Annotated in this window: 21 protein-coding genes and 6 pseudogenes; 16 read left to right on the forward strand and 11 right to left on the reverse strand. The window is 68.0% G+C overall.

Translation table 11 applies throughout. From position 1 onward, the window contains the following. Positions 1 to 10: 10 nt before the first annotated feature. Genes ACGFNK_RS14430 through ACGFNK_RS14440 form a run of 3 tightly spaced genes read right to left on the reverse strand, consistent with a single transcriptional unit; the run spans position 11 to position 2,058 of the window. On the reverse strand, positions 11 to 982 hold the full coding sequence (locus ACGFNK_RS14430; RefSeq protein WP_393415723.1) for an amidohydrolase family protein: 972 nt from the start codon (positions 980 to 982) through the stop codon (positions 11 to 13). Then, positions 979 to 1,395, reverse strand: a complete 417-nt coding sequence (locus tag ACGFNK_RS14435; RefSeq protein WP_393415725.1) for a RidA family protein — start codon at positions 1,393 to 1,395, stop codon at positions 979 to 981. Before ACGFNK_RS14435 ends, ACGFNK_RS14430 begins: the two co-directional genes overlap by 4 nt. 45 nt (positions 1,396 to 1,440) lie before the next feature. After that, positions 1,441 to 2,058, reverse strand: a complete 618-nt coding sequence (locus ACGFNK_RS14440) for an RraA family protein (protein ID WP_393415727.1) — start codon at positions 2,056 to 2,058, stop codon at positions 1,441 to 1,443. Positions 2,059 to 2,225: 167 nt separating this feature from the next. Between ACGFNK_RS14440 and ACGFNK_RS14445 the strand changes: the two genes are divergently transcribed. The 8 genes from ACGFNK_RS14445 (at position 2,226) to ACGFNK_RS14480 (ending at position 11,034) form a co-directional block, all read left to right on the forward strand. Further along, on the forward strand, positions 2,226 to 4,091 hold the full coding sequence (locus ACGFNK_RS14445) for an FAD-dependent monooxygenase (RefSeq protein ID WP_393415729.1): 1,866 nt from the start codon (positions 2,226 to 2,228) through the stop codon (positions 4,089 to 4,091). Positions 4,092 to 4,110: 19 nt separating this feature from the next. Continuing rightward, complete coding sequence (locus ACGFNK_RS14450; RefSeq protein ID WP_393415731.1) at positions 4,111 to 4,869, forward strand: alpha/beta hydrolase; 759 nt, start codon at positions 4,111 to 4,113, stop codon at positions 4,867 to 4,869. A 12-nt stretch (positions 4,870 to 4,881) separates the two neighbouring features. Then, positions 4,882 to 6,480, forward strand: coding sequence for an acyl-CoA synthetase (locus ACGFNK_RS14455; RefSeq protein ID WP_365123303.1), 1,599 nt, complete (start codon positions 4,882 to 4,884; stop codon positions 6,478 to 6,480). Between the two features lie 186 nt (positions 6,481 to 6,666). After that, complete coding sequence (locus ACGFNK_RS14460; protein ID WP_393415733.1) at positions 6,667 to 7,653, forward strand: ABC transporter substrate-binding protein; 987 nt, start codon at positions 6,667 to 6,669, stop codon at positions 7,651 to 7,653. A 17-nt stretch (positions 7,654 to 7,670) separates the two neighbouring features. Beyond that, entirely contained in the window at positions 7,671 to 8,480 is an 810-nt protein-coding gene (locus tag ACGFNK_RS14465; protein WP_393416261.1) for an ABC transporter permease, read from the forward strand. Then, the gene (locus ACGFNK_RS14470; protein WP_393415736.1) at positions 8,477 to 9,259 is read left to right on the forward strand and encodes an ABC transporter permease; all 783 of its coding nucleotides are present in this window, start codon (positions 8,477 to 8,479) and stop codon (positions 9,257 to 9,259) included. Before ACGFNK_RS14465 ends, ACGFNK_RS14470 begins: the two co-directional genes overlap by 4 nt. A 39-nt stretch (positions 9,260 to 9,298) precedes the next feature. After that, the gene (locus ACGFNK_RS14475; RefSeq protein WP_329231942.1) at positions 9,299 to 10,108 is read left to right on the forward strand and encodes an ABC transporter ATP-binding protein; all 810 of its coding nucleotides are present in this window, start codon (positions 9,299 to 9,301) and stop codon (positions 10,106 to 10,108) included. A gap of 158 nt (positions 10,109 to 10,266) precedes the next feature. After that, on the forward strand, positions 10,267 to 11,034 hold the full coding sequence (locus ACGFNK_RS14480) for an alpha/beta fold hydrolase (RefSeq protein WP_393415738.1): 768 nt from the start codon (positions 10,267 to 10,269) through the stop codon (positions 11,032 to 11,034). A 153-nt stretch (positions 11,035 to 11,187) separates the two neighbouring features. Here ACGFNK_RS14480 and ACGFNK_RS14485 read toward each other — a convergent pair whose 3' ends face one another. Continuing rightward, positions 11,188 to 11,601, reverse strand: a complete 414-nt coding sequence (locus tag ACGFNK_RS14485) for a DUF6262 family protein (RefSeq protein WP_393415740.1) — start codon at positions 11,599 to 11,601, stop codon at positions 11,188 to 11,190. Between the two features lie 401 nt (positions 11,602 to 12,002). Between ACGFNK_RS14485 and ACGFNK_RS14490 the strand changes: the two genes are divergently transcribed. The 3 genes from ACGFNK_RS14490 to ACGFNK_RS14500 all read left to right on the forward strand — a co-directional run bounded on the left by ACGFNK_RS14490 (position 12,003) and on the right by ACGFNK_RS14500 (position 13,798). Beyond that, on the forward strand, positions 12,003 to 12,908 hold the full coding sequence (locus ACGFNK_RS14490) for an alpha/beta hydrolase (protein WP_393415742.1): 906 nt from the start codon (positions 12,003 to 12,005) through the stop codon (positions 12,906 to 12,908). A gap of 81 nt (positions 12,909 to 12,989) precedes the next feature. After that, positions 12,990 to 13,574 carry a TetR family transcriptional regulator gene (locus ACGFNK_RS14495; protein WP_393415744.1) on the forward strand — a complete coding sequence of 195 codons (585 nt, stop codon included), beginning with the start codon at positions 12,990 to 12,992 and terminating at the stop codon, positions 13,572 to 13,574. Between the two features lie 5 nt (positions 13,575 to 13,579). Then, on the forward strand, positions 13,580 to 13,798 hold the full coding sequence (locus ACGFNK_RS14500; protein ID WP_393416263.1) for a GNAT family N-acetyltransferase: 219 nt from the start codon (positions 13,580 to 13,582) through the stop codon (positions 13,796 to 13,798). Positions 13,799 to 13,820: 22 nt separating this feature from the next. Here the strand turns inward: ACGFNK_RS14500 and ACGFNK_RS14505 are convergent. After that, positions 13,821 to 14,456: pseudogene (locus ACGFNK_RS14505) on the reverse strand (IS5 family transposase); the annotation flags it as partial. A 92-nt stretch (positions 14,457 to 14,548) separates the two neighbouring features. Between ACGFNK_RS14505 and ACGFNK_RS14510 the strand changes: the two are divergent. Continuing rightward, a complete protein-coding gene (locus tag ACGFNK_RS14510) occupies positions 14,549 to 15,136 on the forward strand; it encodes a DinB family protein (RefSeq protein WP_393415746.1) in 588 nt (195 codons plus the stop codon). A gap of 608 nt (positions 15,137 to 15,744) precedes the next feature. Here ACGFNK_RS14510 and ACGFNK_RS14515 read toward each other — a convergent pair. Both ACGFNK_RS14515 and ACGFNK_RS14520 read right to left on the reverse strand, forming a co-directional pair. Beyond that, positions 15,745 to 16,265, reverse strand: a pseudogene (locus tag ACGFNK_RS14515) (transposase); the annotation flags it as partial. Between the two features lie 9 nt (positions 16,266 to 16,274). Continuing rightward, positions 16,275 to 16,802 (reverse strand): annotated as a pseudogene (locus ACGFNK_RS14520) (winged helix-turn-helix domain-containing protein); the annotation flags it as partial. Positions 16,803 to 17,149: 347 nt separating this feature from the next. Between ACGFNK_RS14520 and ACGFNK_RS14525 the strand changes: the two are divergent. Then, positions 17,150 to 17,605 (forward strand): hypothetical protein, encoded by a 456-nt coding sequence (locus ACGFNK_RS14525; RefSeq protein WP_393415748.1) that lies wholly within the window; start codon positions 17,150 to 17,152, stop codon positions 17,603 to 17,605. Further along, on the forward strand, positions 17,539 to 17,946 hold the full coding sequence (locus ACGFNK_RS14530) for a hypothetical protein (protein ID WP_393415750.1): 408 nt from the start codon (positions 17,539 to 17,541) through the stop codon (positions 17,944 to 17,946). The genes ACGFNK_RS14525 and ACGFNK_RS14530 overlap by 67 nt, the downstream gene beginning before the upstream one ends. On the opposite strand, the pseudogene ACGFNK_RS14535 reads toward ACGFNK_RS14530, so the two are convergent. Together ACGFNK_RS14535 and ACGFNK_RS14540 are read right to left on the reverse strand one after the other, a co-directional pair. Further along, a pseudogene (locus ACGFNK_RS14535) lies at positions 17,897 to 18,400 on the reverse strand (ADP-ribosylglycohydrolase family protein); the annotation flags it as partial. The gene ACGFNK_RS14530 and the pseudogene ACGFNK_RS14535 overlap by 50 nt on opposite strands. A 44-nt stretch (positions 18,401 to 18,444) precedes the next feature. Beyond that, positions 18,445 to 19,193, reverse strand: a pseudogene (locus ACGFNK_RS14540) (transposase family protein). A gap of 136 nt (positions 19,194 to 19,329) precedes the next feature. Between ACGFNK_RS14540 and ACGFNK_RS14545 the strand changes: the two are divergent. Further along, complete coding sequence (locus ACGFNK_RS14545; RefSeq protein WP_393415752.1) at positions 19,330 to 20,847, forward strand: recombinase family protein; 1,518 nt, start codon at positions 19,330 to 19,332, stop codon at positions 20,845 to 20,847. A 40-nt stretch (positions 20,848 to 20,887) separates the two neighbouring features. Here ACGFNK_RS14545 and ACGFNK_RS14550 read toward each other — a convergent pair whose 3' ends face one another. Continuing rightward, positions 20,888 to 21,064 carry a hypothetical protein gene (locus tag ACGFNK_RS14550; RefSeq protein WP_165259325.1) on the reverse strand — a complete coding sequence of 59 codons (177 nt, stop codon included), beginning with the start codon at positions 21,062 to 21,064 and terminating at the stop codon, positions 20,888 to 20,890. Between the two features lie 163 nt (positions 21,065 to 21,227). Here ACGFNK_RS14550 and ACGFNK_RS14555 point away from each other — a divergent pair. Continuing rightward, a pseudogene (locus ACGFNK_RS14555) lies at positions 21,228 to 21,404 on the forward strand (ABC transporter ATP-binding protein); the annotation flags it as partial. Between the two features lie 75 nt (positions 21,405 to 21,479). Here ACGFNK_RS14555 and ACGFNK_RS14560 read toward each other — a convergent pair. Next, positions 21,480 to 22,421 carry a LysR family transcriptional regulator gene (locus ACGFNK_RS14560; protein ID WP_393415754.1) on the reverse strand — a complete coding sequence of 314 codons (942 nt, stop codon included), beginning with the start codon at positions 22,419 to 22,421 and terminating at the stop codon, positions 21,480 to 21,482. Positions 22,422 to 22,506: the final 85 nt, after the last annotated feature.

The raw sequence follows: 22,506 nt of genomic DNA on the forward strand, positions 1-22,506 counted from the left end.
GCGGACCCCCTCAGCCGTTCAGCCGTGAGTAGACCTGGAGGGCGTTGCCCTCGAACACCGCTCGCCGGTCGTCGTCGGACAGGGCGGGGATCTTCTCGACGACCGGCTTGAGGTTCTCCAGGCTTCCGCCGCTGCCGGGCCGCTCGGTCCCGAACAGCACCCGGTCCGCACCGACCACGGCGAACAACAGCTCCAGGGCTTCCTGTGTGTACAGGCAGGTGTCGAACCAGAAGCGCCGCAGTGTCTCGTGGAACGTCTCGCGGTCGTCCGGCCGTGTGCTGAGGATGCCGCGGTCGTGGGCGATCCACCGGCCGAGTTGGTACGGGACCGAACCGCCGCCGTGCGGCACGATCACCTTCAGCTCGGGGAAGTCACGGAACACCCCCGCGCGGATCATGCTGGTGATCGCGAGGCTCTCCTCACTGATGAAGTGCTCGCTGTAGGTCTCACGGCCGTAGCAGGCCGCGGGGTGCAGCAGCGCCGGTACGTCCCGTTCGACGAGCCGTTCGTACAGCGGGTACCAGTACTCGTCGCCCATCACTGGAGTGGTACCCGCGCCCTCACTGGGATCGGGATTGAGCAGGACGCCGACGAATCCTCGCTCCAGGTTGCGGTCCAGTTCGTCGAAGACCGTACTGACCGGTTCGTCCGCCACCTGGGGCAGGGCGCAGACGCCGCGCAGCCGGTCGGGATAGGCGGCGACCTGGGTCGCGATGGCGTCGTTGTTCTCCTCGATCCACCAGTGCACGATCTTCGAGGGCCGGGCGGAGTGCTTGAGCACGAAGGGACGCGGCGACGTCAGCTGGACGTCGGTGCCGACCTCGTCCATCAGCGCGATCTGCCGCCGGGCGGAGGCGAGCAGGTCTTCCTCACCGGTCTTGGACGGAATCCGCCCGTGGAAGGTGCCTGCGGCCTCCAGCATGGTCCACAGACCGTAAAAGGAGTCGGGCGCCACCAGGTGGGCGTGGCTGTCGATGATCACGGTTGCTCCTGCGAGGGTTCGGCGGGCACTACTGCGGTGAACTCGGCCTGGATGAGCAGCGGCGGCTGGAGCGTCGAGGGCACGGTGTGGCGTACCGGCCGGTCGCGCTCGTCGGGGAACATCGCCAGCCACTCGGCGTTCAGCGGTTGCCGCGCCTGTCCCTCACCGAGGAAGACTGTGACCTTGGCAATGTCAGCGGTGGCGGCGCCCGCCGCGTCGAGGATCCGGCGGATGTTGGCGAACACCCCGGCGGTCTGGGCTTCGAGCCCGTCGGGGACCTTCCCGGACAGCGGGTCCATGCCGTGTACGGCGCTGGAGACCAGAAGGTCCCCGAGCCGGACCGCGAGCGGGAACGGGGCGCCGCCGTGATGGAGCCCAGGTACCTCGATCGTGTGTCTGCGTGATGTGGTCAACGGTCCTCCCGTGTCGGACGAGGGTGCGCGTCGGGGCGGTCAGGGTCAGTGCCAGCCGTAGAGGCCGAGGGTGCGCTCGCCGGCCCGGATGCGCCGCATCAGCTCGGTTTCCTTGGCGTCGCGCTCGACGGCGGCTTTCAGTACAGCCTCCGTGTCCGACTGGGGAATCACCACGACACCGTCCGCGTCGCCGACGACCAGGTCGCCCCGGCTCACGAACACCTCCCCGACACGCACGGTGACGCCCAGCGAACCGGCGGCGCCGTGGTCCTTGCCGGTGCCGCGGATGCACAGGCCGGTGGAGAAGACCGGCAGGCCGAGGTCGGTCAGGGCGTCCTGGTCCCGCACACCGCCGTCGATGACCAGTCCCGCGAGCCCGCGGGCGATGGCGGCGGTGCTCAGGATCTCTCCCCAGTAGCCGAACTCGGTTCCGCCGCCGGTGTCCACGACCAGGACGTCACCGGGTTCGGCGGCGTACAAGGCGCGGTGGATCCACAGGTTGTCGCCCGGCGGGCAGCCCACCGGGAACGCCGGTCCTGCGACGCGGGCACCCGGGAAGGCGGGGCCGATCGCTGAGGGCAGCGCTCCGATACGGCCTGCCGCTTCGTGCAACGTCGCCGAGGACGGAGTTGCTGAGCCCGGTGAGGTGTTACTTGCGGTCACGGTATGCCGTCCCTTCGTCGGTCGGCTGGCGCCGCTCACCATAGGCGCATGCAGAATTGAATGCAATCTGTGGATCGATGAATCTCTATTGGCGTCACTATTGCATTCAATGATGGGCGGTCTTACGGTGCACGCAGCGCAGCCCGCTTTGGCAAAGGAGCCATCCGATGAGCAGCCATCCACATCGCGCGCCGACCGTCCTGATCGTCGGCGGCGGCCCAGCCGGACTGTGTGCGGCCGCTTTGCTCGGGGCCAGGGGAATCGACGTCCTCCTCGTCGAGCGGCACCGGGCCACCTCGACGCTGCCTCGGGCGCACTTGCTCAACCAGCGCACCATGGAGATCTTCACGGAGATGGGCGTGGCCGACGCCGTGTACGCCCTCTCCCCGTCGGAGGACCGCTGGCACAAGGTGGCCTGGCACACCACGCTCGCCGGCTCGGAGGCACCGTACGGGCAGCTGCTCGGTGCGCTCCCGGCGTGGGGCGGCGGCCCGGACGCCGAGCGGTACGCCCGGGCCAGCCCGTGTCGTTACGCCAATGTCCCGCAACTGCGCCTCGACCCGCTGCTGCGGGCCAGGGCGGAGGAAGTGTGCGGGCCGGAGAACATCCGCTTCCACCACGAGCTGACGGCCCTCTCCGCCACCGGCGGGCGTCCGGGCGAAGGGGTTGTGGCGACCGTCGTGGACCGTGACAGCGGCCGGTCCCACGAGGTCCGCGCCCGGTACGTCATCGCCGCGGACGGCGGCCGCACCTGCGCCGACCTGCTGGGCGTCGAGATGGACGGCCCCACCGGGCTGCTCGACATGGTCACTGTGCACGCCACCATGGACCTGTCGAAGTGGATCACCGACGACAACGTGCTGCTCCGCTACTTCATCAATCCCGACGGACAGGGCACCTTCGCCGGCGCCCTGTGCGCGATGGGCCCCGACCGTTGGGGGCGCGACTCGGCCGAGTGGGCCGTGCACACCGGCTTCCGCACCGGCGACCCCGACCGTACCGACCGTACTGCTGTCCTTGGCCGCGTCCGCCGCATGCTCGGCGTCCCCGACCTCGACATCCAGGTACATGCCATCAGCCACTGGGAGTTCGAGGGCGTCGTCGCCCGCCGTATGCGGGTCGGGCCCGTCTTCCTGGCGGGGAACGCCGCCCACCGCCATCCGCCGACCGGCGGCCTGGGGCTGAACATGGCCGTTCAGGACGTGCACAACCTCGTCTGGAAGCTCGACGCGGTCCTGTCTGGACAGGCATCCGACGCACTGCTCGACAGCTATGAGGCCGAGCGCCTAGCGGTGGACGAGTTCAACGTGAGGCACTGCCTCAGTAACGCGGGCGGGCACGCACGCATTGCCGCGGCGCTCGGCCTGCGGGCCGGTTTGCCCGAGACCGAGGGCTGGGACGCCGTGGGTGAATGGCTCGCGGACACCCCCGGCGGCGCCGCCAAGCGAGCCGCGGTGGCCGAAGCGATCGAAAGCAACGCCGACGACTACAGCCAGCTCGGTGTGGAACTCGGCTATCACTATGCCTCCGGCGCCCTGGTGCCCGACGGCACCGACGCACCCAACGGGGAGCACCCGCTGCGCGACTACGTGCCTACCACCCGTCCCGGCCACCATCTCCCTCACGTATGGGTCAGTCGTAAGGGATCCCGACAGTCTGTGCAGCAACTGATCGCCCCGGACGGCCTCACGCTGCTCGTCGGTACCCGGTACGCCGCACGATGGGCCGCGGCCGCACGGACCGCAGGCGATGCCACAGCGACCGTCCATGTACGAGTCATCGGCGCCGACGCCGAGCGGACGGACTCCGACGCCGAGTGGACCGATCGCATCGGTGAGTGGGCCACCGTCCGCGGTGTCGACGGCAGTGGGGCGCTGCTCGTCCGTCCGGACCGGCACATCGCATGGCGCGCACCTGGCTGGTCCGACGACCGGCCCGCCGAGCTCCGCCGGGCCGTGTGCTCGATGCTCGGTCTCCCTGTCGCCTCGCACGCACACCCCCTGCCCGCGCCCGCGAGCCTTCCGACCGCATGACCTTTGACAGGAGAAGCGCATGAGCCCGTCGTCACCGGACTACGTCGCGCCCGACCCCCTCAAGCCCGTCCCTGTGAAGCCCGACCTCCTCCTCGTTCACGGTGCCTGGTTCGGCTCCTGGTGCTGGGACCCGATCACCGAGCCGCTGCGTGAGCGCGGCTTCACAGTCCACACGGTCGACCTGCCCTCGGTCGGCGCCGCCGGGCCGCGCGGCGACCTGTACGACGACATCGCCGCGGTCGAGGCGGCGCTGGCCCGGATAGCCGGCCCGGTCGTCCTGTGCGGGCACTCCTACGGCGGACTTCCGGTGAGCGAGGCCGCGGCGGGCAGCAGCAACGTCGTAGCACTGCTCTACATCTGCGCCTTCGTCCTGCCCGCAGGCGTGTCGCCGTTGGCGGCCCTGGGCGGCGAGCCCATGCCGTGGTGGGTCCCCTCCACCGACGGCACCTCGATGACGCCTGCCGACCCGGCACGGCTCTTCTTCAATGCGTGTCCGCCCGAGACCGCGGAACGAGCGGCCCGGCGACTGGTACCGACCTCCACCGCCCCTGTCGGCCAGCCCCTCAGAAAGGCCGGATGGCTGAGCACTCCCAGCGGGTACGTCGTCTGCACGCAGGACAACTCACTGCCGGAACCAGTGCAGCAGACCATGGCCGAAGTCCTCACCCGTACCTACACGCTCGACGCCGACCATGCGCCGTTCCTGTCCCGCCCGGACGAACTCGCCGCGACGCTTGATGCAGCGGTGGCCGAGCTGACGTCCCTGGCGAGAGCCTGATCCGGAGCAACGATGTTCAACGACGAACTCTCCCGGCGGATCTCTCGCGCCAGAAGCAACTCGATAAGCGACCTGCTGCGCCGCTCGGCCGCCCGGGTGCCGGACAAGACCGCGATCGTCCACCATGGCCTGCGGCAGACCTATGCCGAGTTGGACGAGACCGTCAACCGCACGGCCAACGCCCTGGCCGCCCGCGGTGTCGGCAAGGGCGACCGGATCGCTGTGTTCAGCCACAACAACCACGCGTTCGTGGTCGTCTACTTCGCCCTCGCCCGGCTGGGCGCGGCATCCGTCCCGGTCAACTTCATGCTGGCCGCGGGCGAGGTCGGCTACGTTCTGGAACATTCCGGCGCGATCGGGCTGATCGTTGAGGACGCCCTGCTGCCGGTTGCGGAACAGGCACTGGAGGACGCGGGGCTCACCGGCACGGTCAGGGTGCGAGGCATGATTCCTGCCGACCGCCCGCAGCCCCAGCCGGGCTGGGAGTCCGTCGCGGACTGGATGGCGCACGGCGATGCCTCGCCTCCGGACGTCTTCATCGCCGACGACGACCTGACGCAGCTGATCTACACCAGCGGCACCGAGTCCCGCCCCAAAGGGGCGATGCTCACCTCCCGCAGTCTGATCGCCCAGTACGTCACCTGCGTCATGGACGGCGAGATGACCGCCGAGGACATCGAGGTGCACTCGCTGCCGCTCTACCACTGCGCACAGCTGCACTGCTTCCTCACCCCGGGCATCTACCTCGGTGCCACCAACATCGTGCTGCCCGGCCCCGACCCCGAGCTGATCCTGCGGACCGTCGAAGCGGAACGCGCCACCAAGCTGTTCTGCCCGCCGACCGTGTGGATCTCACTGCTGCGCCACGCCGACTTCGCCCGGCGCGACCTGTCCTCGCTGCGCAAGGGCTACTACGGCGCATCCATCATGCCGGTCGAGGTACTCAAGGAGATCGGAGACCGGCTGCCCGGGGTACGGCTGTTCAACTTCTACGGACAGACCGAGATGGCGCCACTGGCCACCGTCCTCAAACCGGAGGACCAGGTCCGCAAGGCGGGCTCGGCCGGCCGCCCCGCCCTGAACGTCGAGACGCTCGTCGTCGACGACGACGACCGGCCGGTACCGCCTGGGGTGGTCGGCGAGATCGTGCACCGCAGCCCTCACGCGATGCTCGGCTACTGGAACGACCCGCAGCGCACCGAAGCCGCGTTCGCGGGCGGCTGGTTCCACAGCGGCGACCTGGGTGTGATGGACGACGAGGGCTACCTCACCGTCGTCGACCGGAAAAAGGACATGATCAAGACGGGCGGGGAGAACGTTGCCAGCCGAGAGGTCGAAGAGGTCCTCTACCAGCACCCGGCCGTGGCCGAGGCTGCCGTCTTCGGCATGCCGCACCCACGGTGGATTGAAGCGGTCACCGCCGCGGTCGTCCTGCGGGACGAGGAGTCGGTCTCGGCCGACGAACTCGTCACTCACTGCCAGAAGGGACTGGCCCGGTTCAAGGTGCCCAAACACATCGTCTTCGTGGAGCAGTTGCCCAAGAACGCCAGCGGAAAGTTGCTCAAGCGCCAACTGCGCACAGAGGTCCAGCCTCCCTGGCCGTCGGCGTGACACGTCGTCGCCATAACAGGTCCGTGTGACACAAAACCCCCAACGTGCTGCCGTAACCGGATCCGGTCCCACGAAAGTCCCCCAAGGCCCGCAGAGCCATGCCCGGCACAGCGGCACGGGCCCCCGATCCTGTGAGGTTCGCGCTGTGCCCTCCCTCCCAGCATCCCTCAGACATCAGGAGACACGATGAGACGAAGACGACTTGCCGAACTCGCCATTGCAGTGGTGACGGTGACGACGGCGGCCGCCTGCGGCACCTCCACCCCTGCTTCTCCGGGCAGCGACGCATCGGGGTCGGCCGGTACGCAAACCACGCACGTCAAGGTCGGGATCATCCCGATCGTCGACGTGGCGCCCCTCTACCTGGGAGAGAAGAAGGGCTTCTTCCGCAACCAGGGCATCGAGCTGACGATGGAGTCCGCGCAGGGCGGCGCCGCGATCGTGCCCGGTGTCGTGAGCGGTCAGTTCCAGTTCGGTTTCAGCAACGTGACCTCACTGATGATCGCCCAAGGCAAGGGCGTGCCGGTCGAAGCGGTGGTCAACGGAGCAACCTCCACCAGCAAAGTCGGGGCCGACGTCACCGGGGTGACCGTCAGGAAGGCCAGCTCCGTCAAGTCCGCCAAGGACCTTGCCGGCAAGACGGTCGCCGTCAACACCCTGCAGAACATTGGGGACACCACTCTGCGCGAATCGGTGCGCAAGGACGGCGGCGACGCCTCCAAGGTGCAGTTCGTGGAAATGCCGTTCGACCAGATGCCAGCCGCACTGGACGGCGGCCAGGTGGACGCCGCCTGGATGGCTGAGCCGTTCCTGACGATCGCCAAGTCCCAGGGCGGGCGCGTCGTGGCGTCGCCGTTCGCCGAGACCGCCCCCAACCTCACCATCGCGGCGTACTTCACCTCCACGAAGCTGGCGACGCAGAACCCTGGCCTGATCAAGAACTTCACGGAGGCGATGACCAAGTCACTTACCTACGCCGACCAGCACCCGGACGAGGTGCGCCAGGTGCTCTCCACCTACACCAAGATCCCCAGCCAGCTGACCAATTCGCTCACCCTGCCTCGTTGGCCTGCCACGATCAATCTGCGCTCCGTGAAGGTACTCGCCTCGCTCGGCGAGAAGGACGGCATCTTCGGCGGCAAGAAGCCGGACCTGGAGGCCCTGTTCCGATGACCGGAGCAGATCTCACCATGAAGACGAAGGCCGCCGGGACCGGTGCCGGTCCCGGCCGGGCCGCCGGGCCGCTGCGCGGCCTGGCTGGGCTGGCCGGACTGGTCGCGGTGCTCGAAGTACTGCCGCACAGCGGCCTGGTGTCGGCCGACTACCTCCCGCCGGCCTCGGTGACCGTCCGCGCCCTGTGGCAGCTGCTCGCCGAGCAGGCGTTCTGGACCGCGCTCGGCGACACCCTCACCGGATGGGGCCTGGGCCTGGCCATCTCCGTCGTGGCGGGCGTGGTGGCCGGACTGGTCATCGGCTCCGTACCCGTGCTGCGCGCGGTGACCGCCTCCACCATCGAGTTCCTGCGCCCCATCCCGTCCGTCGCCCTGATCCCCGTCGCGGTCCTGCTCTACGGCACCGACCTCAGGTCGAAGCTGCTCCTCGTGGTGTACGCCTCCTTCTGGCAGGTGCTCGTCCAGGTCCTGGCCGGCATTCAGGACGTCGACCCGGTCGCGGACGACACCGCCCGCAGCTATCTGCTCGGCACCTGGGGGCGGCTGCGCCACGTGATGTGGCCGACCGCGCTGCCGTACGTGATGACGGGCGTACGACTGGCCGCCACCGTGGCGCTGATCCTCGCGGTCACCGCCGAACTCGTCATCGGCGCACCCGGCCTCGGCCACGAGATCGCCGTCGCGCAGACCTCCGGGGCCGTCCCGCAGGTCTACGCCTTGGTCCTGGTCACCGGGCTGCTCGGCGTCGCCGTCAACCTGGTGGCGCGGGCTGTCGAGCGACGGGCGCTGCACTGGCACCAGTCCGTACGCATCGAGGTGGCCGCATGACCGTACTCACCGTCCTCCGACGCGTCCTGCTCGTTCTGGGCCTGCCCGCGGTCCTCTTCGCCGTGTGGTGGTACGCCACCGCCGACAGCACCGACTTCTACGTCCCGCCGCTGGCCACCATCCTGGACAGGTTCGGGAAGGTCTGGACGGGGGAGCGGCTGCTGTCGGACGTCGTACCGAGCCTGCTGCGCCTCGCGGCCGGCTACCTCCTCGCCGTGGCCGTCGGCGTGGGACTCGGCCTGGTGATCGGCATGCGGCGGGCCGTACGCGACGTCCTGGAACCGGTCCTCGAACTCTTCCGGGCCATCCCGCCGCCCGTGCTCGTGCCGGTGATCATCCTCTTCGCGGGCATCGGCGACACCATGAAGGTGCTCGTCATCGTGAGCGGCTGCATGTGGCCGATCCTGCTCAACACCGTCGAGGGCGTCCGCGCCGTGGACGAGGTGCTCAGCGACACCTGCCGGTCATACGGCATCACCGGAGCCGCACGCCTCCGGCATCTGGTGCTGCGCGCGGCGAGCCCGCAGATCGTCACGGGCATGCGCCAGGCCCTGTCGATCGGGATCATCCTCATGGTCATCAGCGAGATGTTCGCCGCCAGCAACGGCCTGGGTTTCACGATCGTGCAGTTCCAGCGCTCGTTCGCCATCCCCGAGATGTGGAGCGGCGTCCTACTGCTCGGCATCCTCGGATTCCTGCTGTCCCTGCTCTTCCGATTCGCCGAGAACCGCGCCCTGGCCTGGTACCACGGCCTGCGCCGCGCCCAGCGCAATCCCTGACCGGCCGTTCCACCAGACCCTTGTACCAAGGAGGCGTCGATGCTCGACGTACGAGATCTGCAGAAGATCTACACCGGTCGGCACCGCAACGTGGAGGCGTTGCGGAGCCTCAGCTTTCACATCGACGCCGGCGAACTGGTGTGCCTGGTCGGGCCGTCGGGCTGCGGCAAGACCACCCTGCTGAAATGCATGGCGGGGCTGCTCGCCCCCACCGGGGGCGAGGTGCGCCTGGAGGGCCGGCCGGTCGCCGGGCCCCCGCCCGGCATGGCAGTCGTCTTCCAGGAGTACGGCCGTTCCCTGTTCGCCTGGATGAACGTCCGTGACAACGTCGCCCTGCCGCTCCGCCGCAAGAAACTCGGCAAGGCACGCGAGCGGGAACTCGTGGACCACGCCCTGGAGGTGGTCGGCCTCGGCGACGCCCACCAGGCCTACCCCTGGCAGCTGTCCGGCGGCATGCAGCAGCGCGTCGCCATCGCCCGCGCCGTCGCGTACGAGCCGAAGGTCCTGCTCATGGACGAGCCCTTCGCGGCCGTCGACGCGCAGACCCGCGCCGAACTCGAGGACCTCATCCGGCGCCTGTGGCACGAACTCGGCGTCACCGTCCTGTTCGTCACCCACGACATCGACGAGGCGGTCTACCTCGGCCAGCGCACCATCATCCTGTCGAGATCCCCGACGGTGGTGCAGGAGGACCTGGCCATCGATCTGCCCGACGAGCGCGACCAGCTGCACACCCGGTCCAGCGCGCGCTTCGCCGAGCTGCGCGCGCACGTCTACGAGCAGATCCAGCGTGCCAAACAGCACAGCGGCGACACAGGTCTTATCGAGTCCTTTTGTGGATCACATTGACTGGCATTGTTCTCTAGTGAAGATTCCTTCACACGGGTGCACGTTCCTGCCCGTGGCCGCGTCGGCCGAGACAAAGGAGTGGCCATGACATCTACACCCCTGCTCTTCCTGCACGGTTACTGGCACGGTCCTGGTGCTGGAGTGAGGTCATTGCCAAGGTGACGGCGGCCGGTCGCCAAGCAGTCGCAGTGGACATGGCAGGACATGGGCTGTACGCCCGCCGGCCGGAGTGCCTCTCTCGGCGTCCCTTCGATCCTGACGCGGTCGCCACGGAGGCCTCTCCGGTGGCGGGTGTCGGCCTGGACGAAGCGGCCGAGCTTCTCGCCTCGCAGATCAGACAGGTCGGCGGCGGAGGTCCGGTCACCGTGGTGGCCCACAGCATGGGCGGCACAGTGCTGACTCGTGCGGCCCAGCAAGTGCCAGAGCTGGTCGGACACATGGTGTACCTGGCGGCGTTCATGCCAGCCTCGGACGTCCCGGCTGTAGGGTACATCCAGTCGGCCGACAACGAGGGCGAACTCGTCGGGCCGTCCCTGCGTGCCGACCCCGCCGTGATCGGCGCGCTCCGTTTCGACCTCGCGTCGGAGGATGCGGCCTACCGGCAGCAGTTGCGTCAGGCATTCTTCGGTGACGTGGATCCGGTCGTCGCCGACGCCGCCCTCGGCCTGCTGTCACCCGATGCCCCGGTCGGTATCGCGGCGGGTGCCACCACTCTGACCCGAGACGGCTGGGGATCGATTCCGCGAACCTATGTCACCTGCGCGCAGGACATGGCGATACGCCCGGCGGTGCAACGCAGATTCATCACGGAAGCCGACGCCGCTTTCCCGGACAACTCGACATCCGTGGTGGCGCTGGACGCCTCCCACTCGCCGTTCCTGTCGGTGCCGGACCAGGTTGCAGACATCGTCACGAAGCTGGGCTGACATCCGGACACCTTCGCCCTCGAGGTCGAGGAGACGCCGGCCTTCAAGAAGCGATCGTCATCTTGAGCTCCGAAATGCTGTGCCCCGCCGACCTGGAGCGATGTGGCAAGGACAGTGTCCATGAGGCAGCTCACGAGGCTGGCCAGGGCCCTGTCAGCAAGGCCCGATCGTTGCCGAACCTCGACCTTGGCGGCGGGCCTCCGGAATGGGCGGGCTCTGGAGTCTGGCAGCGCGGAGGTTGCCGGGCGCGTGGGCGAGTTGTTCTCGGAGCTGGCGGTTCTCCTCGGTGAGGCGGCGGTTGCGTTCGTTGGCGGCCTCCAGGCGTCGGATGAGCGAAGCGTCGGAGGCTCGCTGTCGATGGGCCCGCAGGCGTTCGATCTCGCCTCGCAGGTCGGGCTGGGTGTAGAGCCAAGATCTTGAGACGCTGGCGGCACGGGCCACGATGTCGAAGGTGACGACCGTTCCTGCGGCGTCGATCTCGCGTAGGGCCTTGATCGCCTTGGCCCGGGTGTACTCGTGGCGGTTGCCGGCCGCCGCGACGATATGGCGGGAGTTGTCAGCCCGCATCAGGCACCTCCGCTCCGTCGGGAGCTTCGTCGTCCTCCCAGTGAAGCGATGATCCGGCCGAGGTTGCCGACGGCCTGCTGGTTCATCTCGACGGCGCGGAGCGGGCCTCGGCCGCCGAGACGATCTGTAGGAGTTGCTGGCGCTGCTGCCGGTGCTGGGGCAGGAACTCCGGCGTTGTCACGAACATCGGGCACGTCAGTAGGTGTTTTTCAACCAGTGGTTCTTAGTGAGCGTTGCACAAAACCACGGGCAACCAACCGGTTGGTTGCCCTATTGGTTATGGTTCTGTAGTGTCGGATCATCTGATCGGTTGCCTCGGTGCTCAGCCGCTGCGTGACCAATCGCGTTGAGCCGGAGGGCCCCTTCGGCCCCGGAACCCAGAAACAAGCAGGGAGCACACCGTGCCTATCGACGTTCACTTTCGCAGCGGCGGTATCACTGTCGCGGGCCACCTCTACCTTCCGGAGGATTACAAGGAGGGTCAGAAGCGGGCCGCCGTGGTGACAGTGACCCCAGGTAGCGGGATCAAGGAGCAGACTTCCGGTCGCTACGCCCGTGAATTGTGCGACCGGGGTTTCGTTGCCCTGGCCTTCGATCACCGGTCGTATGGCGAGAGTGAAGGCTTTCCCCGCTACGACGAGGACCCGTTCGCGAAGATCGAAGACATCAAGAACGCAGTGAGCTATCTCCGTAACCGCCCGGAGGCGGATCCCGACCGTATCGGCGCTATGGGCATTTGCGGCGGGGGTGGCTATGCGTCCGCCGTGGCAGCCACCGATCGCCGGATCAAGGCCGTCGCCACTGTGAGCGGAGTGGGGGATCAGCGTGGCGCGTTTCACGAGCAGACAGGTTCCGACCACGGTGTTCTGGTCGCCATGCTGGAGGCGTGCGGTGCGGCCAGGCAGGCGTTCTCACGCGGGGACGAACCCACGTACTGGCCCGTCATCCCGGGTCCGGAGGTCGAGAACGTGTTCGCTCCCCTCAAGGAGGCTCCGGACTACTACTACGACTCAACGCGTGGGGCTCACCCCCGATGGGAGAACAAGGTGCTGGCCTGGTCGCTGGAGAAGCAGCTGACCTTTTCCGCATTGGATGTGGTCAGTCTCATCGCGCCACATCCCCTTCTGCTGATTGTCGGCACCGAATCCACCAGCCGGTCCCACAACGAAGCGACGTACGCGGCTGCCGCGGACCCCAAGGAGCTCTTCCTGATCGACGGGGCCTCTCACCTCGACCTGTACGATCTGGACCAGTACGTCAAGCCGACTGCCGACAAACTGGCAGATTTCTTCAGCCAGAGTCTGTGACTCACCTTGCTCCGGTAGGCACTACCGATGGCGGCGAAAAGGTGAACAAGAAGGTTTCACGCCTCTATTATCCTGCAGCGCATGATGTCTGATTCCAGCGCGAGCAGAGCCCGGCTGCTCGACGCCGCCGCCTCCGAGTTCACCGCGCATGGCTTGGCCGGCGCCCGGGTCGCTCGCATCGCAAGCAACGCCAAATTGAACAAGGAGCGCATCTACGCGTATTTCGGCGACAAGGAAAGGCTGTTTGACGCGGTGATGGACCAACGGCACGTCGAGGTGATGGCGGCAGTCCCGCTGGACGCCGACGATCTGCCGGGCTACGTAGGCCGCCTCTTCGACTACATCATCTCCCACCCAGACCTCATGCGGTTGGCCGCCTGGAAGCAGCTTGAACGCCCCCTAGGCCAAAGCGGCAAGAATATCGGCTCTTACGAACACGCCCTCGCCCCGCTCACCACCGCGCGGGACGAAGGGCGGATCGACACCACCTTCAACCCGGTCGACCTCGCCGTCATCCTGTACGGCCTGGCCAGCGCCTGGCATCACATCTTTGCTGCGCAACGCGATACCGAGTCGGGGACAACGGACGACGTCTGGTCGGCGCAGCGGCTCACCGAGCACCGTGAGGCGCTGATCGAGGTGGTGCGCAGGCTCATGACCAGCTGAACACCATTCATGAGACTGGCCAGGCGCAAGGAGCGGGACTGGGGCGGGGATTGCTCCAGGCTACCGAAGTCGCTGCCCGAGAGTTGGGGGCTGCGCGGGTAGTGCTGGAGACTAGTACGCAGCACGCAGCGGCCCGCGCGATGTACGAGGCGCACGGTTACCAGGAGACGACGCCGTATAACGATCATGGCGTTCCTGAGCATTGGTATGCCAAGGTTCTATGACGGACCAGGTGCATTACGTGGACTTCTTCGCCCAACCGTTGGTGCGCGGGGTCTTGCGGGTGAGACGCCGGGTCATCATGGTGATGAGTGCCCAGTTCAGGTGTGCTTCGGAGTGCTGGGGCAGCCGCTCGTAGTCGCGTGCATTGCGGCGGGCGTTCATGCACCAGCCGATCGTGCGCTCGACTTTCCAGCGGCGGGGCAGGACGACGAAACCCTTGGTGCCTTTGGGGCGGGAGACGATGCGCAGGGTGAGCCAGAGGCGTTCGCGGGCCCAGTCGACGAGTTCGCCGGCGTAGCCGCGGTCGGCCCAGACCTGGGTGATCTGCGGCTGGGTGAGGCGCAGCCGCCAGAACACGTCGCGGGCGGCGTCGCGGTCCTGGATGTCGGCGGGCGTCACCGTGATCATCACCGGCAGACCGAGTGTGTCCACGGTGATATGTCGCTTGCGCCCGTTGATCTTTTTCGCGGCGTCGTAGCCGCGGCTGTTCCGGCCGACGGTCGAGGCTCCCTTGACCGACTGGGAGTCCACGATCAGCGTCACCGGGTGCGGGCAGCGGCCCTTGCCGGTACGGATCCGGCGCCGGAGCTGGTCACGGATGTAGGTGACAACCCCGGCCCGGTTCCACCTCCAGAAAAACCCGTAAACCGTCTCCCACGGGGCTCTGTGGAATCAGATTTGTCAAGGTTGTGTCGCTTTTGCCGTGAAGAAAAGCAGTGGACGGTGATCAAGCGAACGGGACACTGGGTTCGATGACTGAATCAGACGCGAAGGCGGATCTCCGTCTCTATTTGCAGGATGCCCGTGACGCGCTGTTGTGGAAGCTGGAAGGCTTGTCGGAGTACGACATCCGCCGACCCATGACTCCGACAGGCACCAACCTGTTGGGGCTGGTCAAGCACCTGACCGGCGCCGAAGCAGCGTATTTCGGCGAGACCTTCGGCCGGCCGATTGAGGCGCCGCCGCTCTGGATCGCGGGGTATGCCGAGCCGAACACTGACCTGTGGGCGACCGCCGACGAGACACGTGAGCAGATCGTCGACGATTACCGCCGGGTGTGCGCTCACTCGGACGTGACGATCGAGTCGCTTGCCCTCGACGCTGTCGGCCAGGTGCCGTGGGGTCCGCGGCCTGAGCTGCCACTCCGCCGGATTCTTGTCCACATGATCGCCGAGACTCAGCGGCATGCTGGGCATGCCGACATCGTCCGTGAACTCATCGACGGGACCACAGGACAGCGGCCCGGGAGCGACAACGTGGCGCCCGGCGACTCGGCCTGGTGGGAGGACTACCGAAGCCGACTGGAGCAGGTGGCCAAGGAGGCAGACTCAGGCTCGTAGATCAAGTGCCCTCCGGCCCCGCTCAGTCCCCTCTTCCCTGGCGGACTTCCACGATGGGCAGCCTCGTGGCGGTGGAAGGGTTGCCGAGCCCGCGAGGAGTGGGGCGGCGGGTGTGGGGACGTCCGCGAGGCGACCCAGGAGGCGGTCCAGCGCGAGCTGGCCGTCTTGAACGGCGGCTTGCTCGTCATCGGTGAGCGGAATGGCAGCAAGCATCTTCTGCAGGTTCTCCTTCGCCTCCTGCAGCTGGCCCTTGCCGGAGTGCTTCGGAGTGTAGAAGTCGCAGCGTGCGCAGGCCATGCGGTGCTGGCACTGCTCGAAGAAGGTGTAGGTGCACCAGCCGTGGCCGAGGTCGTAGTACTGCCACGGTTCGCCGCGGGCGGCGGCGCCGGAGGCGACCGCGTCTCGTTCCCAGTTCCGGGTCTGTCTTCAATCCCGCCGTACTCGCCGAACCCCCCGCCTTCCCGTCCGCGGCGGACGGCCCGGTCCTGGTTGGCGCGGGCGGCCTCGATGCGCTCGCGCACCCCTCGGCGTAGACCAGCCAGTTCGACACCCCGGCCTCCTTGGCGACAGCAGCGAAGGTCACCGTGTCGTTGTCGCCGTGATGTCGTCAAGGTGAGGCCGGTTTCGGCGAGGCATCCGTTGATGAGGTTGCTGCGGTACTGGATCTGGCGGAGACCATGTCGGATCGTGCTGATGAGGTGGTCGGGGTCGGTGAAGGCGGTGTTGACCTGGCTGCTGCGCCGCAGCAGGGACCAGATGCCCTCGACGGGGTTGAGGTCGGGTGCGTAGGCCGGCAGGAAGTAGCAGGTGATCCAGTCGTGGGTGTCGATGAACTGCCGCAGTCGGCGGTCCTTGTGGACGTTGAGGTTGTCCCACACGAGCACGATGGGTGCGCCGAGCTGCTGGTGGGCGGCGATGAGCAGGTCGCGGTAGTCGGTCCAGGTGAAACTGCGTCTGCGCCGCGCTTGTGATCGAGGTGGCGCTTGGGCCGGTAGATCAGTCGTGAGCGTTCACCGCGCTTGTAGCAGGCCAGAGCGGCGATGGAGAAGCGGCGCTGGGAGCGTCCCCGGACCCGGATGACGGGTGTGCGTCCGCGCCGGGCCCAGGTCCGTGCAGTGGGCGGCGTCATCGAGAAACCGGGTTTCGTCTTCGAAGCACAGCCAGGCGTCGAGCGCCGCCACGGACCTTCCACCTGTGCCCATGTCTCCTTCAGCCAGCCCGCCACGGCCTCCTCGTCGCGCTCGACCGCTCGGCGGGCCGGGACCTGGTGGCTGAAGCCGTGCCGGTGCAACATCTGCGCGATCGCCGACAGCGTCATGCTCTTGTGGAACCGGCGCCCGATCAGCGTCTTGATCCGCGCCAGCGTCCACGTCTGGTCCGGCCAGCCGTGCGCGAGCGGCCCTTTGGCGAGTTCCTGCTCGAGCACGGTGAACAGCGCCTCACTCAGCTTGGGCCGTGACACGGGCCCGGCAGACCGCAGCCCCTCAGTGCCGGTGTCGTGCCAGGCTCGGCGCCAGCGCTGTACCGAGCGCACACTCACCCGTAAGTCCTTGGCGACCTCGGCATTGGAGGCACCCGCAGCGAATCGCTCCGCGGCCTGCAGCCGGATCCGCTCGCGAAACGCCTGCCGTTCAGGCGTCAGCCCACCACCCTGCGGATATCTCACACAACAGGCATAGCGCGACGATCACACATCGTCAGCCCTCAACGACATCACGCCGCAAAGGTCAGTAGTGAACATGTGGCGATCGCAGTGGATTGGTCTGTTCGCACTGATATCGCAGGGGTGATTTTGCCTCATAAACGAGCGCACCAAGTCACTGATACGCACTCCCCCGGGTCCATGTCCTTAAGCGATCAGATGATGATCCGATCTGCGTGGGCCGCATTTGGCCTGGTCAGCCAGCTTTCCTGAGCTTCGTTCTAGAGCGCGAGCACCAACGACGACTGGTCGTCCGCTCGACATGTTCCGGGTCTGGCCGGCCCCGGGGAGCGCTCCCGGAGAATGGAGCCATGGAACGACTGATCGACTTCTCGCGCGACCGGCAGATGCTGTGCGGCGGCTGCGGCCGTCGCTTCGTCGTCGACCTTGACTGGATCGACCGATGGGAGCGGGGCGGAGAGCAGTGCCCCGGCTGCGGCCTGACGTGCGAGCACGAGGACTCGCCCCGGGTGACGGTCGATCCCGGCGACCCGGCGCTCGACGACGACCGGGCAGCGCGGTTCTTCTGGTACCACACGAGCACGCTGCCGGACTGGCCGACGCGTAACTTCGATCCGGCGGTCGTCCTGACTTCCGAGACCCGCAGGATGATGGGCGGGGGTGAGCGGGTCGCCGAGTGGGCCGCGCGGCAGCGGGCGAAGGCCCTCCACGTCGGACGTACGAGGCCGCTGTCCACAACATGCTGCGTCGGATCCGCGACCAGGCCGACCGGGGCAGCCAGTTCTACCTGTACCGAGTCCATCTGAATCCGTCCGTCGTGGTTCGCGAGGGCTGGCTCGTCGATCCCAGCGACTTCGTCGGTGACGTCGTCCTCGACGAGGTCTGCCCTCCAGGCGTCGACGTCGCCCGCTACCTCAACTACCACGAGGACCCCGGCGGGCTCTCCCTGGCGCTGGGGCGGGAAGTGATCGCCGGCGTTCAGCAGGTCCCAGTTCCGCTCCCGGATGCCTGGTACACCGACTGGGTGAGAGAGGCCGTCGCGGCCCTCGAGACCGCTTCCGACGCCCCCGTCCCGGCGACCGGCAAGCTGGCCCGCTTCAGCCCTCCGCCTGCGCCAACCGCACCGTCCGCTCCGCCAACTCGCTGATCCGCACTCCGTCGAAGCCGAACACCGCGCTGCGCACCGTGTCCTCCAGCGGGTCCTTCCACTGCGCGGGGATGGCGTCCGCGCCGGTCAGGACGCCGGCCACCGAGCCCGCGGTCGCGCCGTTGGAGTCGGTGTCCAGGCCGCCGCGGACGGTGAGCGTGATGGTGCGGGTGAAGTCGCCGTCGCCGTACAGGAGCCCGGCGGTCAGTACGGCGGCGTTCGGGATGGTGTGGATCCAGCCGAGCCCGGCGGTCTCCCCGGCCACCGTGGTGAGCGTGTCCTCCCAGGTCATCCGCGTGTCGTGGAGGGAGACGACCCGGCGTACCGTACGGGCGAGCCGGCAGCTCGCCGGAATCACGGCGAGCGCCTCGTCGACGGCGTGCCGCACGGTCGGCGCCGTGAACGCCGCCGAGATCAGGGCCGCCGCCCAAAGCGCGCCGTACACGCTAAAGCCCCGTTCTTAGCGCTACCTTGGAAGGGGGCAGGAAGTGGGCCTTTTCAGCGTTGCCGCTCCAGGGTGAGGACGGCGGCGGCGATTGATGTCATTCGATTCGGGCTGCACCGAGTTCTGTGGAAGATCCGCCATGCCTTCAGCCGCGCGATGCCGCGCTCGACCTGTGCCCGGGCTGAGGACAGCGCACGGTTGAGGCTCTGTTGGGTGGGCGTGAGGTCACTGCCCGGCGGACGTCTGAGGGCTGTCGTCACCCACGAGCTGGCTCCGATGTAGGCGCGGTCGGCGAGGACCGGGACGCCTTGGCGCTCGCAGATCCGGATGATCCGGTGGGTTCGGGCCGCAGTGAGGACGTGTGTGCGGCCGGGCAGCGCAGGCGAGATCCACAGCAGTCGTCCGGCCGGGTCGGTCACGACCTGCGCGTTCACCCCGTGTCGGCGGTGTTTGTGGGAGAAGTCGGCTCGGCTGTCGCTGACCCGGTCGCACTCCGCGAGAGTGCTGTCCAGCAGGACGAAGTCGGGATCGGCCTCGCGCAGGGCGCGCAGCAGGCCGGGCGCGCGGTTGGCCAGCAGGTCGACGACGGCTGCTACGTAGGCGTGGGCGGTGCCGACGGAAATACCGAAGCCGACCGCGAGCTGGGCGAGGGTGTTATGTCGGCGGAGGTACACCAGGCCGACCAGCGCACGCTGGTGCGGCGGAGCTTGCAGCGGCGGTCACCCTCCCGGGTGACGATGAGCAGGGTGACCCACTCAACCAGGGCATGCGGCAGGTCGAGTGCGGCAGGATAGGGAAGCAATAGGGCTCCTGCGCCGATGAGTTGAGACGTCGAACACCTCCCTCAACGGCACAGGAGCCTTGTCTGTTGCGGACGTCGGCGTCGTCACCCGATCAGTGGCCGTGCTGAAAGGGCTCAGTGACTCTGGGGAGGACCGATGACCACAGCCACAGCGACGCTCACCGCCCGCGAGTACCTGCGCGTCAGCGTCGACAAGTCGGGTACCGAGCGCAGCCCCGAGCAGCAACACTCCGAGCACGCGGAGACGGCTGCCGAACTCGGCATCACCCTCGGCAAGCCCTACAAGGACATCGGCTCCGCCAGCCGCTACGCCAAGAAGGCCCGCGACGACTTCGAGCGGTTGCTCGCCGACCTGCGTAACGACCGGTTCGGCGCCGACCTGCTGTGGCTGTGGGAGTCCTCGCGCGGCAGCCGGAAGACCGGCGAGTGGGTGACGCTGCTCGACCTGTGCGAGGAGAAGGGCGTGCGCTTCTACGTGCAGACCCACGAGCGCATCCTGGACCCCCGCAACGGCAACGACCGGCGGACGCTGCTGCTGGACGCGGTCGACTCCGAGTACGAGTCCTACAAGACCCACAAAAGGGTGACACGCGGCGTGAAGACCAACCTCAACCACTCCGGCGGCGCCAGGGGGCACGGCGTATGCCCCTTCGGCTACGAGCGTGGCTACGAGCGCGTCCGGGACGCCAACGGCCGCCGGGTCATGCGCCCCACCGAGCAGAGGCCCGAGCCCAACGAGGCGCAGGCCGTCATCGAGCTGTTCTTCCGCATCCACGCCGGGTACTCCATGGCCGCCATCGAGCGGGACTTCAAGGCGCGCGGCCTCGTTGGCCGCCAGGGCAAGCCGCTGAGCGCGCGGACCATGCACGGCATGGCGCAGCGCGTCGCTTACATCGGCAAGCGCACCCACAAGGGCAAGGAGCTGCCCGCGTCGTGGCCGGTCGTCGCCGACTTCCCTGGCGCCAGCTACGACGGCAAGCCAGTCAGCGTCGCGGAGTTCGTCAAGGTGTTCCACGAGGTGCAGAACATCCTGAAGAACGGCGACCGGCGCACCAACTTCTCCGGCGGCGCCCGGCACGCCTTCAGCGGCACGCTGGTGTGCGACGTCTGTGACGCCCCCATGACCGTCACCTACCGCAAGGCGGCCGGTACTCCCCAGCCCCCGGCCTACCAGCGCCATGGCCGGGGCTGCACCCGCATCAACAAGGAGAAGACGGACTGCCTGCTCCGCACGGTGGTGTTCGCATACCTCGGCGCGAAGCTGGTTACCGTGCAGGCTGAACTGATCCTGAAGCGGAGCCAGTTGGAGGCGTTCGAGGCCGAGGACGTGGAGACCCCGGGCGAGGCGCGGCTCATCGGCCGCAAGATCGAGAGGCTGTCCGGCGAGATCCGTGAGCTGGAGAATGGCGAGATGGAGCTGACGCCCGGCCCGTCGCCGCTGGCCGCCCTGTTCGGCTACGGGCCCGACGTGGAGAAGCGCTGGGATGCCACGCCCGTGGAGGCGCAGCGCTCCATTGCCCGCATGCTGCTGGCGCCTGACGTGCTCGGGCAGGTGCGGGTCAAGCAGGTGTCCGCCAGCGCCTCGCCGGACGTCACGGACCGGCTCACGTGGGTGGACGCCGACGGCCGCGACGTGACCCCGTCGAGCCGCTGAGCGGCCGTCGCGTGACGGGGGCTCAGTGCTGTGCGGGGGACTACTTGCCTCGGTGACACCCGCATCTGCACCGGCGCACGAGCAGGATGCCGCCGCTGTGGATCAACGGCACGTCCTTGGTCTGGCGACAGTCGGCGTGCAGGTCGGCGTACTCGGGCCCGAACTCCGGCACGGTGCACTCCGCCTGCCGGCTGATCCCGAAGTACCGACAGGACATCGCGAGACGTTCCCGGTGACCTCTTCGACGTGGCGTATCACCGCCAGGCGCCGCTTGGACTCACGGTCAAGCGGCGGAGTGGTGGGAGCGGACTTCGGCATGCGGATCTCCATAGCGATCGGAGACCCAGGTGTCAACGGTGATCGTCAGTTTTAGACGACACTTCCTGCTGTGCACCTGGGCCACGCTCGCCGCCCTGGCCATCACCGGCCGCATCGCCCTCCCGATCGCGGCCACCGCGGTGGTTGCCGTCGAGACCACCCTGGCCGCTCTCGCCCAGATCGTCATCAACTGCGCCGCAATGTTCCACACCTCGCTCTACCTCGCCGACATGCAGGCCTTGCCGAGGGGCACCTCCCCCTGGCCACCACCAGCTTCATCCGGGCCTTGGACGCTGGGCACCTGTAGGAGCCCGCTATCTCGGTGCGACCGTGGCGCTACGGCCGGGATCGGAAGCGGCCAGCTGCGCTCCCACGCGGGCCGCGGTCTCGCGCAGCCAGATGTGGGCCGCGTCGTGGGTGTGCACCGGGTGCCACCACAGTGCCTCCTGGAGAGGGACAGCCCCGTAGGGAGGTTCCATGAGGCGTACGGCGGCCACGCCGCGCAGCAGCTCGGCCAGGCGCTGCTGTACCAGGGCGATCCGGCGGGTCCCGGCGACCAGGAAGGGCAGCGACTGGAAGCTGTCGACGGAGATCTCCACGCGGGGATCGACACCGAGCATGCTCAGCTGCCGGGCGGCCGGAGAGTCGTAGGCGCGCTGGTAGATGACCCAGGGCAGCCGTGCCAGGTCGTCCATGGTCAGCTGGTCGCCGATCTCGTCGTTGGTCTCGGCCACCAGGAAGGCCCAGCGGTCGGTGAACAGGTCGACGGCGGGGAAACCGCTGATGATGCCGTGCGGCATCAGAAGCCCGTCGGCCGTGCTGAGTTGCGCTGCGGTGTCCTCCATGAAGTCGAGGGGCGTCCGCTGGAAGCGCAGCCGTACCCCCGGGGCCTCGGCGTGCACGGTCCGGGCGAGCTCGGCGCCGAACACGGCGACTGCGTAGTCGGAGCCAAGCAGGGTGAACTCGTGCTCCTCGCTGCCCGGGGCGAAGTCGGCCCTGCTGCTGAAGACTAGTTCCAGCAGGTCGCAGGCGGTGGAGGTGCGGTCCAGCAGAGCGCGGCCGAGGGCGGTCAGTTCGTACTGTTTGCCGACGCGCGCGAGCAGGTCGTCGTCGAAATGGCGGCGTAGGCGGGCCAGGGCCGCGCTCATGGCCGGCTGACTGAGCCCGACGCGCTGCCCGGCGCGGGTGACGTTGCGCTCCTCCAGCAGGGCCCGCAGGGACAGGACGAGATTGAGATCGAGGCCGGCGAGGGACACGACGCCTCCAGAGCGAGGCCGCAGGCAGCGGCATTTGCACCACGGATGATCAACATCTAAAGAATCGATTTCCCAGATTACTCGT

The sequence above is a fragment of the Streptomyces sp. NPDC048825 genome (assembly GCF_043198355.1).
GTDB lineage: Bacteria > Actinomycetota > Actinomycetes > Streptomycetales > Streptomycetaceae > Streptomyces > Streptomyces xiangluensis.

Excerpts from the sequence above, each read along its gene's own strand:
- ACGFNK_RS14525 (WP_393415748.1), top strand. The coding sequence starts at position 17,150 with ATGGAACGACTGATCGACTTCTCGCGCGACCGGCAGATGCTGTGCGGC.
- ACGFNK_RS14460 (WP_393415733.1), top strand. The coding sequence starts at position 6,667 with ATGAGACGAAGACGACTTGCCGAACTCGCCATTGCAGTGGTGACGGTG.
- ACGFNK_RS14545 (WP_393415752.1), top strand. The coding sequence starts at position 19,330 with ATGACCACAGCCACAGCGACGCTCACCGCCCGCGAGTACCTGCGCGTC.
- ACGFNK_RS14445 (WP_393415729.1), top strand. The coding sequence starts at position 2,226 with ATGAGCAGCCATCCACATCGCGCGCCGACCGTCCTGATCGTCGGCGGC.
- ACGFNK_RS14510 (WP_393415746.1), top strand. The coding sequence starts at position 14,549 with ATGACTGAATCAGACGCGAAGGCGGATCTCCGTCTCTATTTGCAGGAT.
- ACGFNK_RS14470 (WP_393415736.1), top strand. The coding sequence starts at position 8,477 with ATGACCGTACTCACCGTCCTCCGACGCGTCCTGCTCGTTCTGGGCCTG.
- ACGFNK_RS14455 (WP_365123303.1), top strand. The coding sequence starts at position 4,882 with ATGTTCAACGACGAACTCTCCCGGCGGATCTCTCGCGCCAGAAGCAAC.
- ACGFNK_RS14465 (WP_393416261.1), top strand. The coding sequence starts at position 7,671 with ATGAAGACGAAGGCCGCCGGGACCGGTGCCGGTCCCGGCCGGGCCGCC.
- ACGFNK_RS14495 (WP_393415744.1), top strand. The coding sequence starts at position 12,990 with ATGATGTCTGATTCCAGCGCGAGCAGAGCCCGGCTGCTCGACGCCGCC.
- ACGFNK_RS14530 (WP_393415750.1), top strand. The coding sequence starts at position 17,539 with ATGCTGCGTCGGATCCGCGACCAGGCCGACCGGGGCAGCCAGTTCTAC.
- ACGFNK_RS14485 (WP_393415740.1), bottom strand. The coding sequence starts at position 11,601 with ATGCGGGCTGACAACTCCCGCCATATCGTCGCGGCGGCCGGCAACCGC.
- ACGFNK_RS14550 (WP_165259325.1), bottom strand. The coding sequence starts at position 21,064 with ATGTCCTGTCGGTACTTCGGGATCAGCCGGCAGGCGGAGTGCACCGTG.
- ACGFNK_RS14475 (WP_329231942.1), top strand. The coding sequence starts at position 9,299 with ATGCTCGACGTACGAGATCTGCAGAAGATCTACACCGGTCGGCACCGC.
- ACGFNK_RS14450 (WP_393415731.1), top strand. The coding sequence starts at position 4,111 with ATGAGCCCGTCGTCACCGGACTACGTCGCGCCCGACCCCCTCAAGCCC.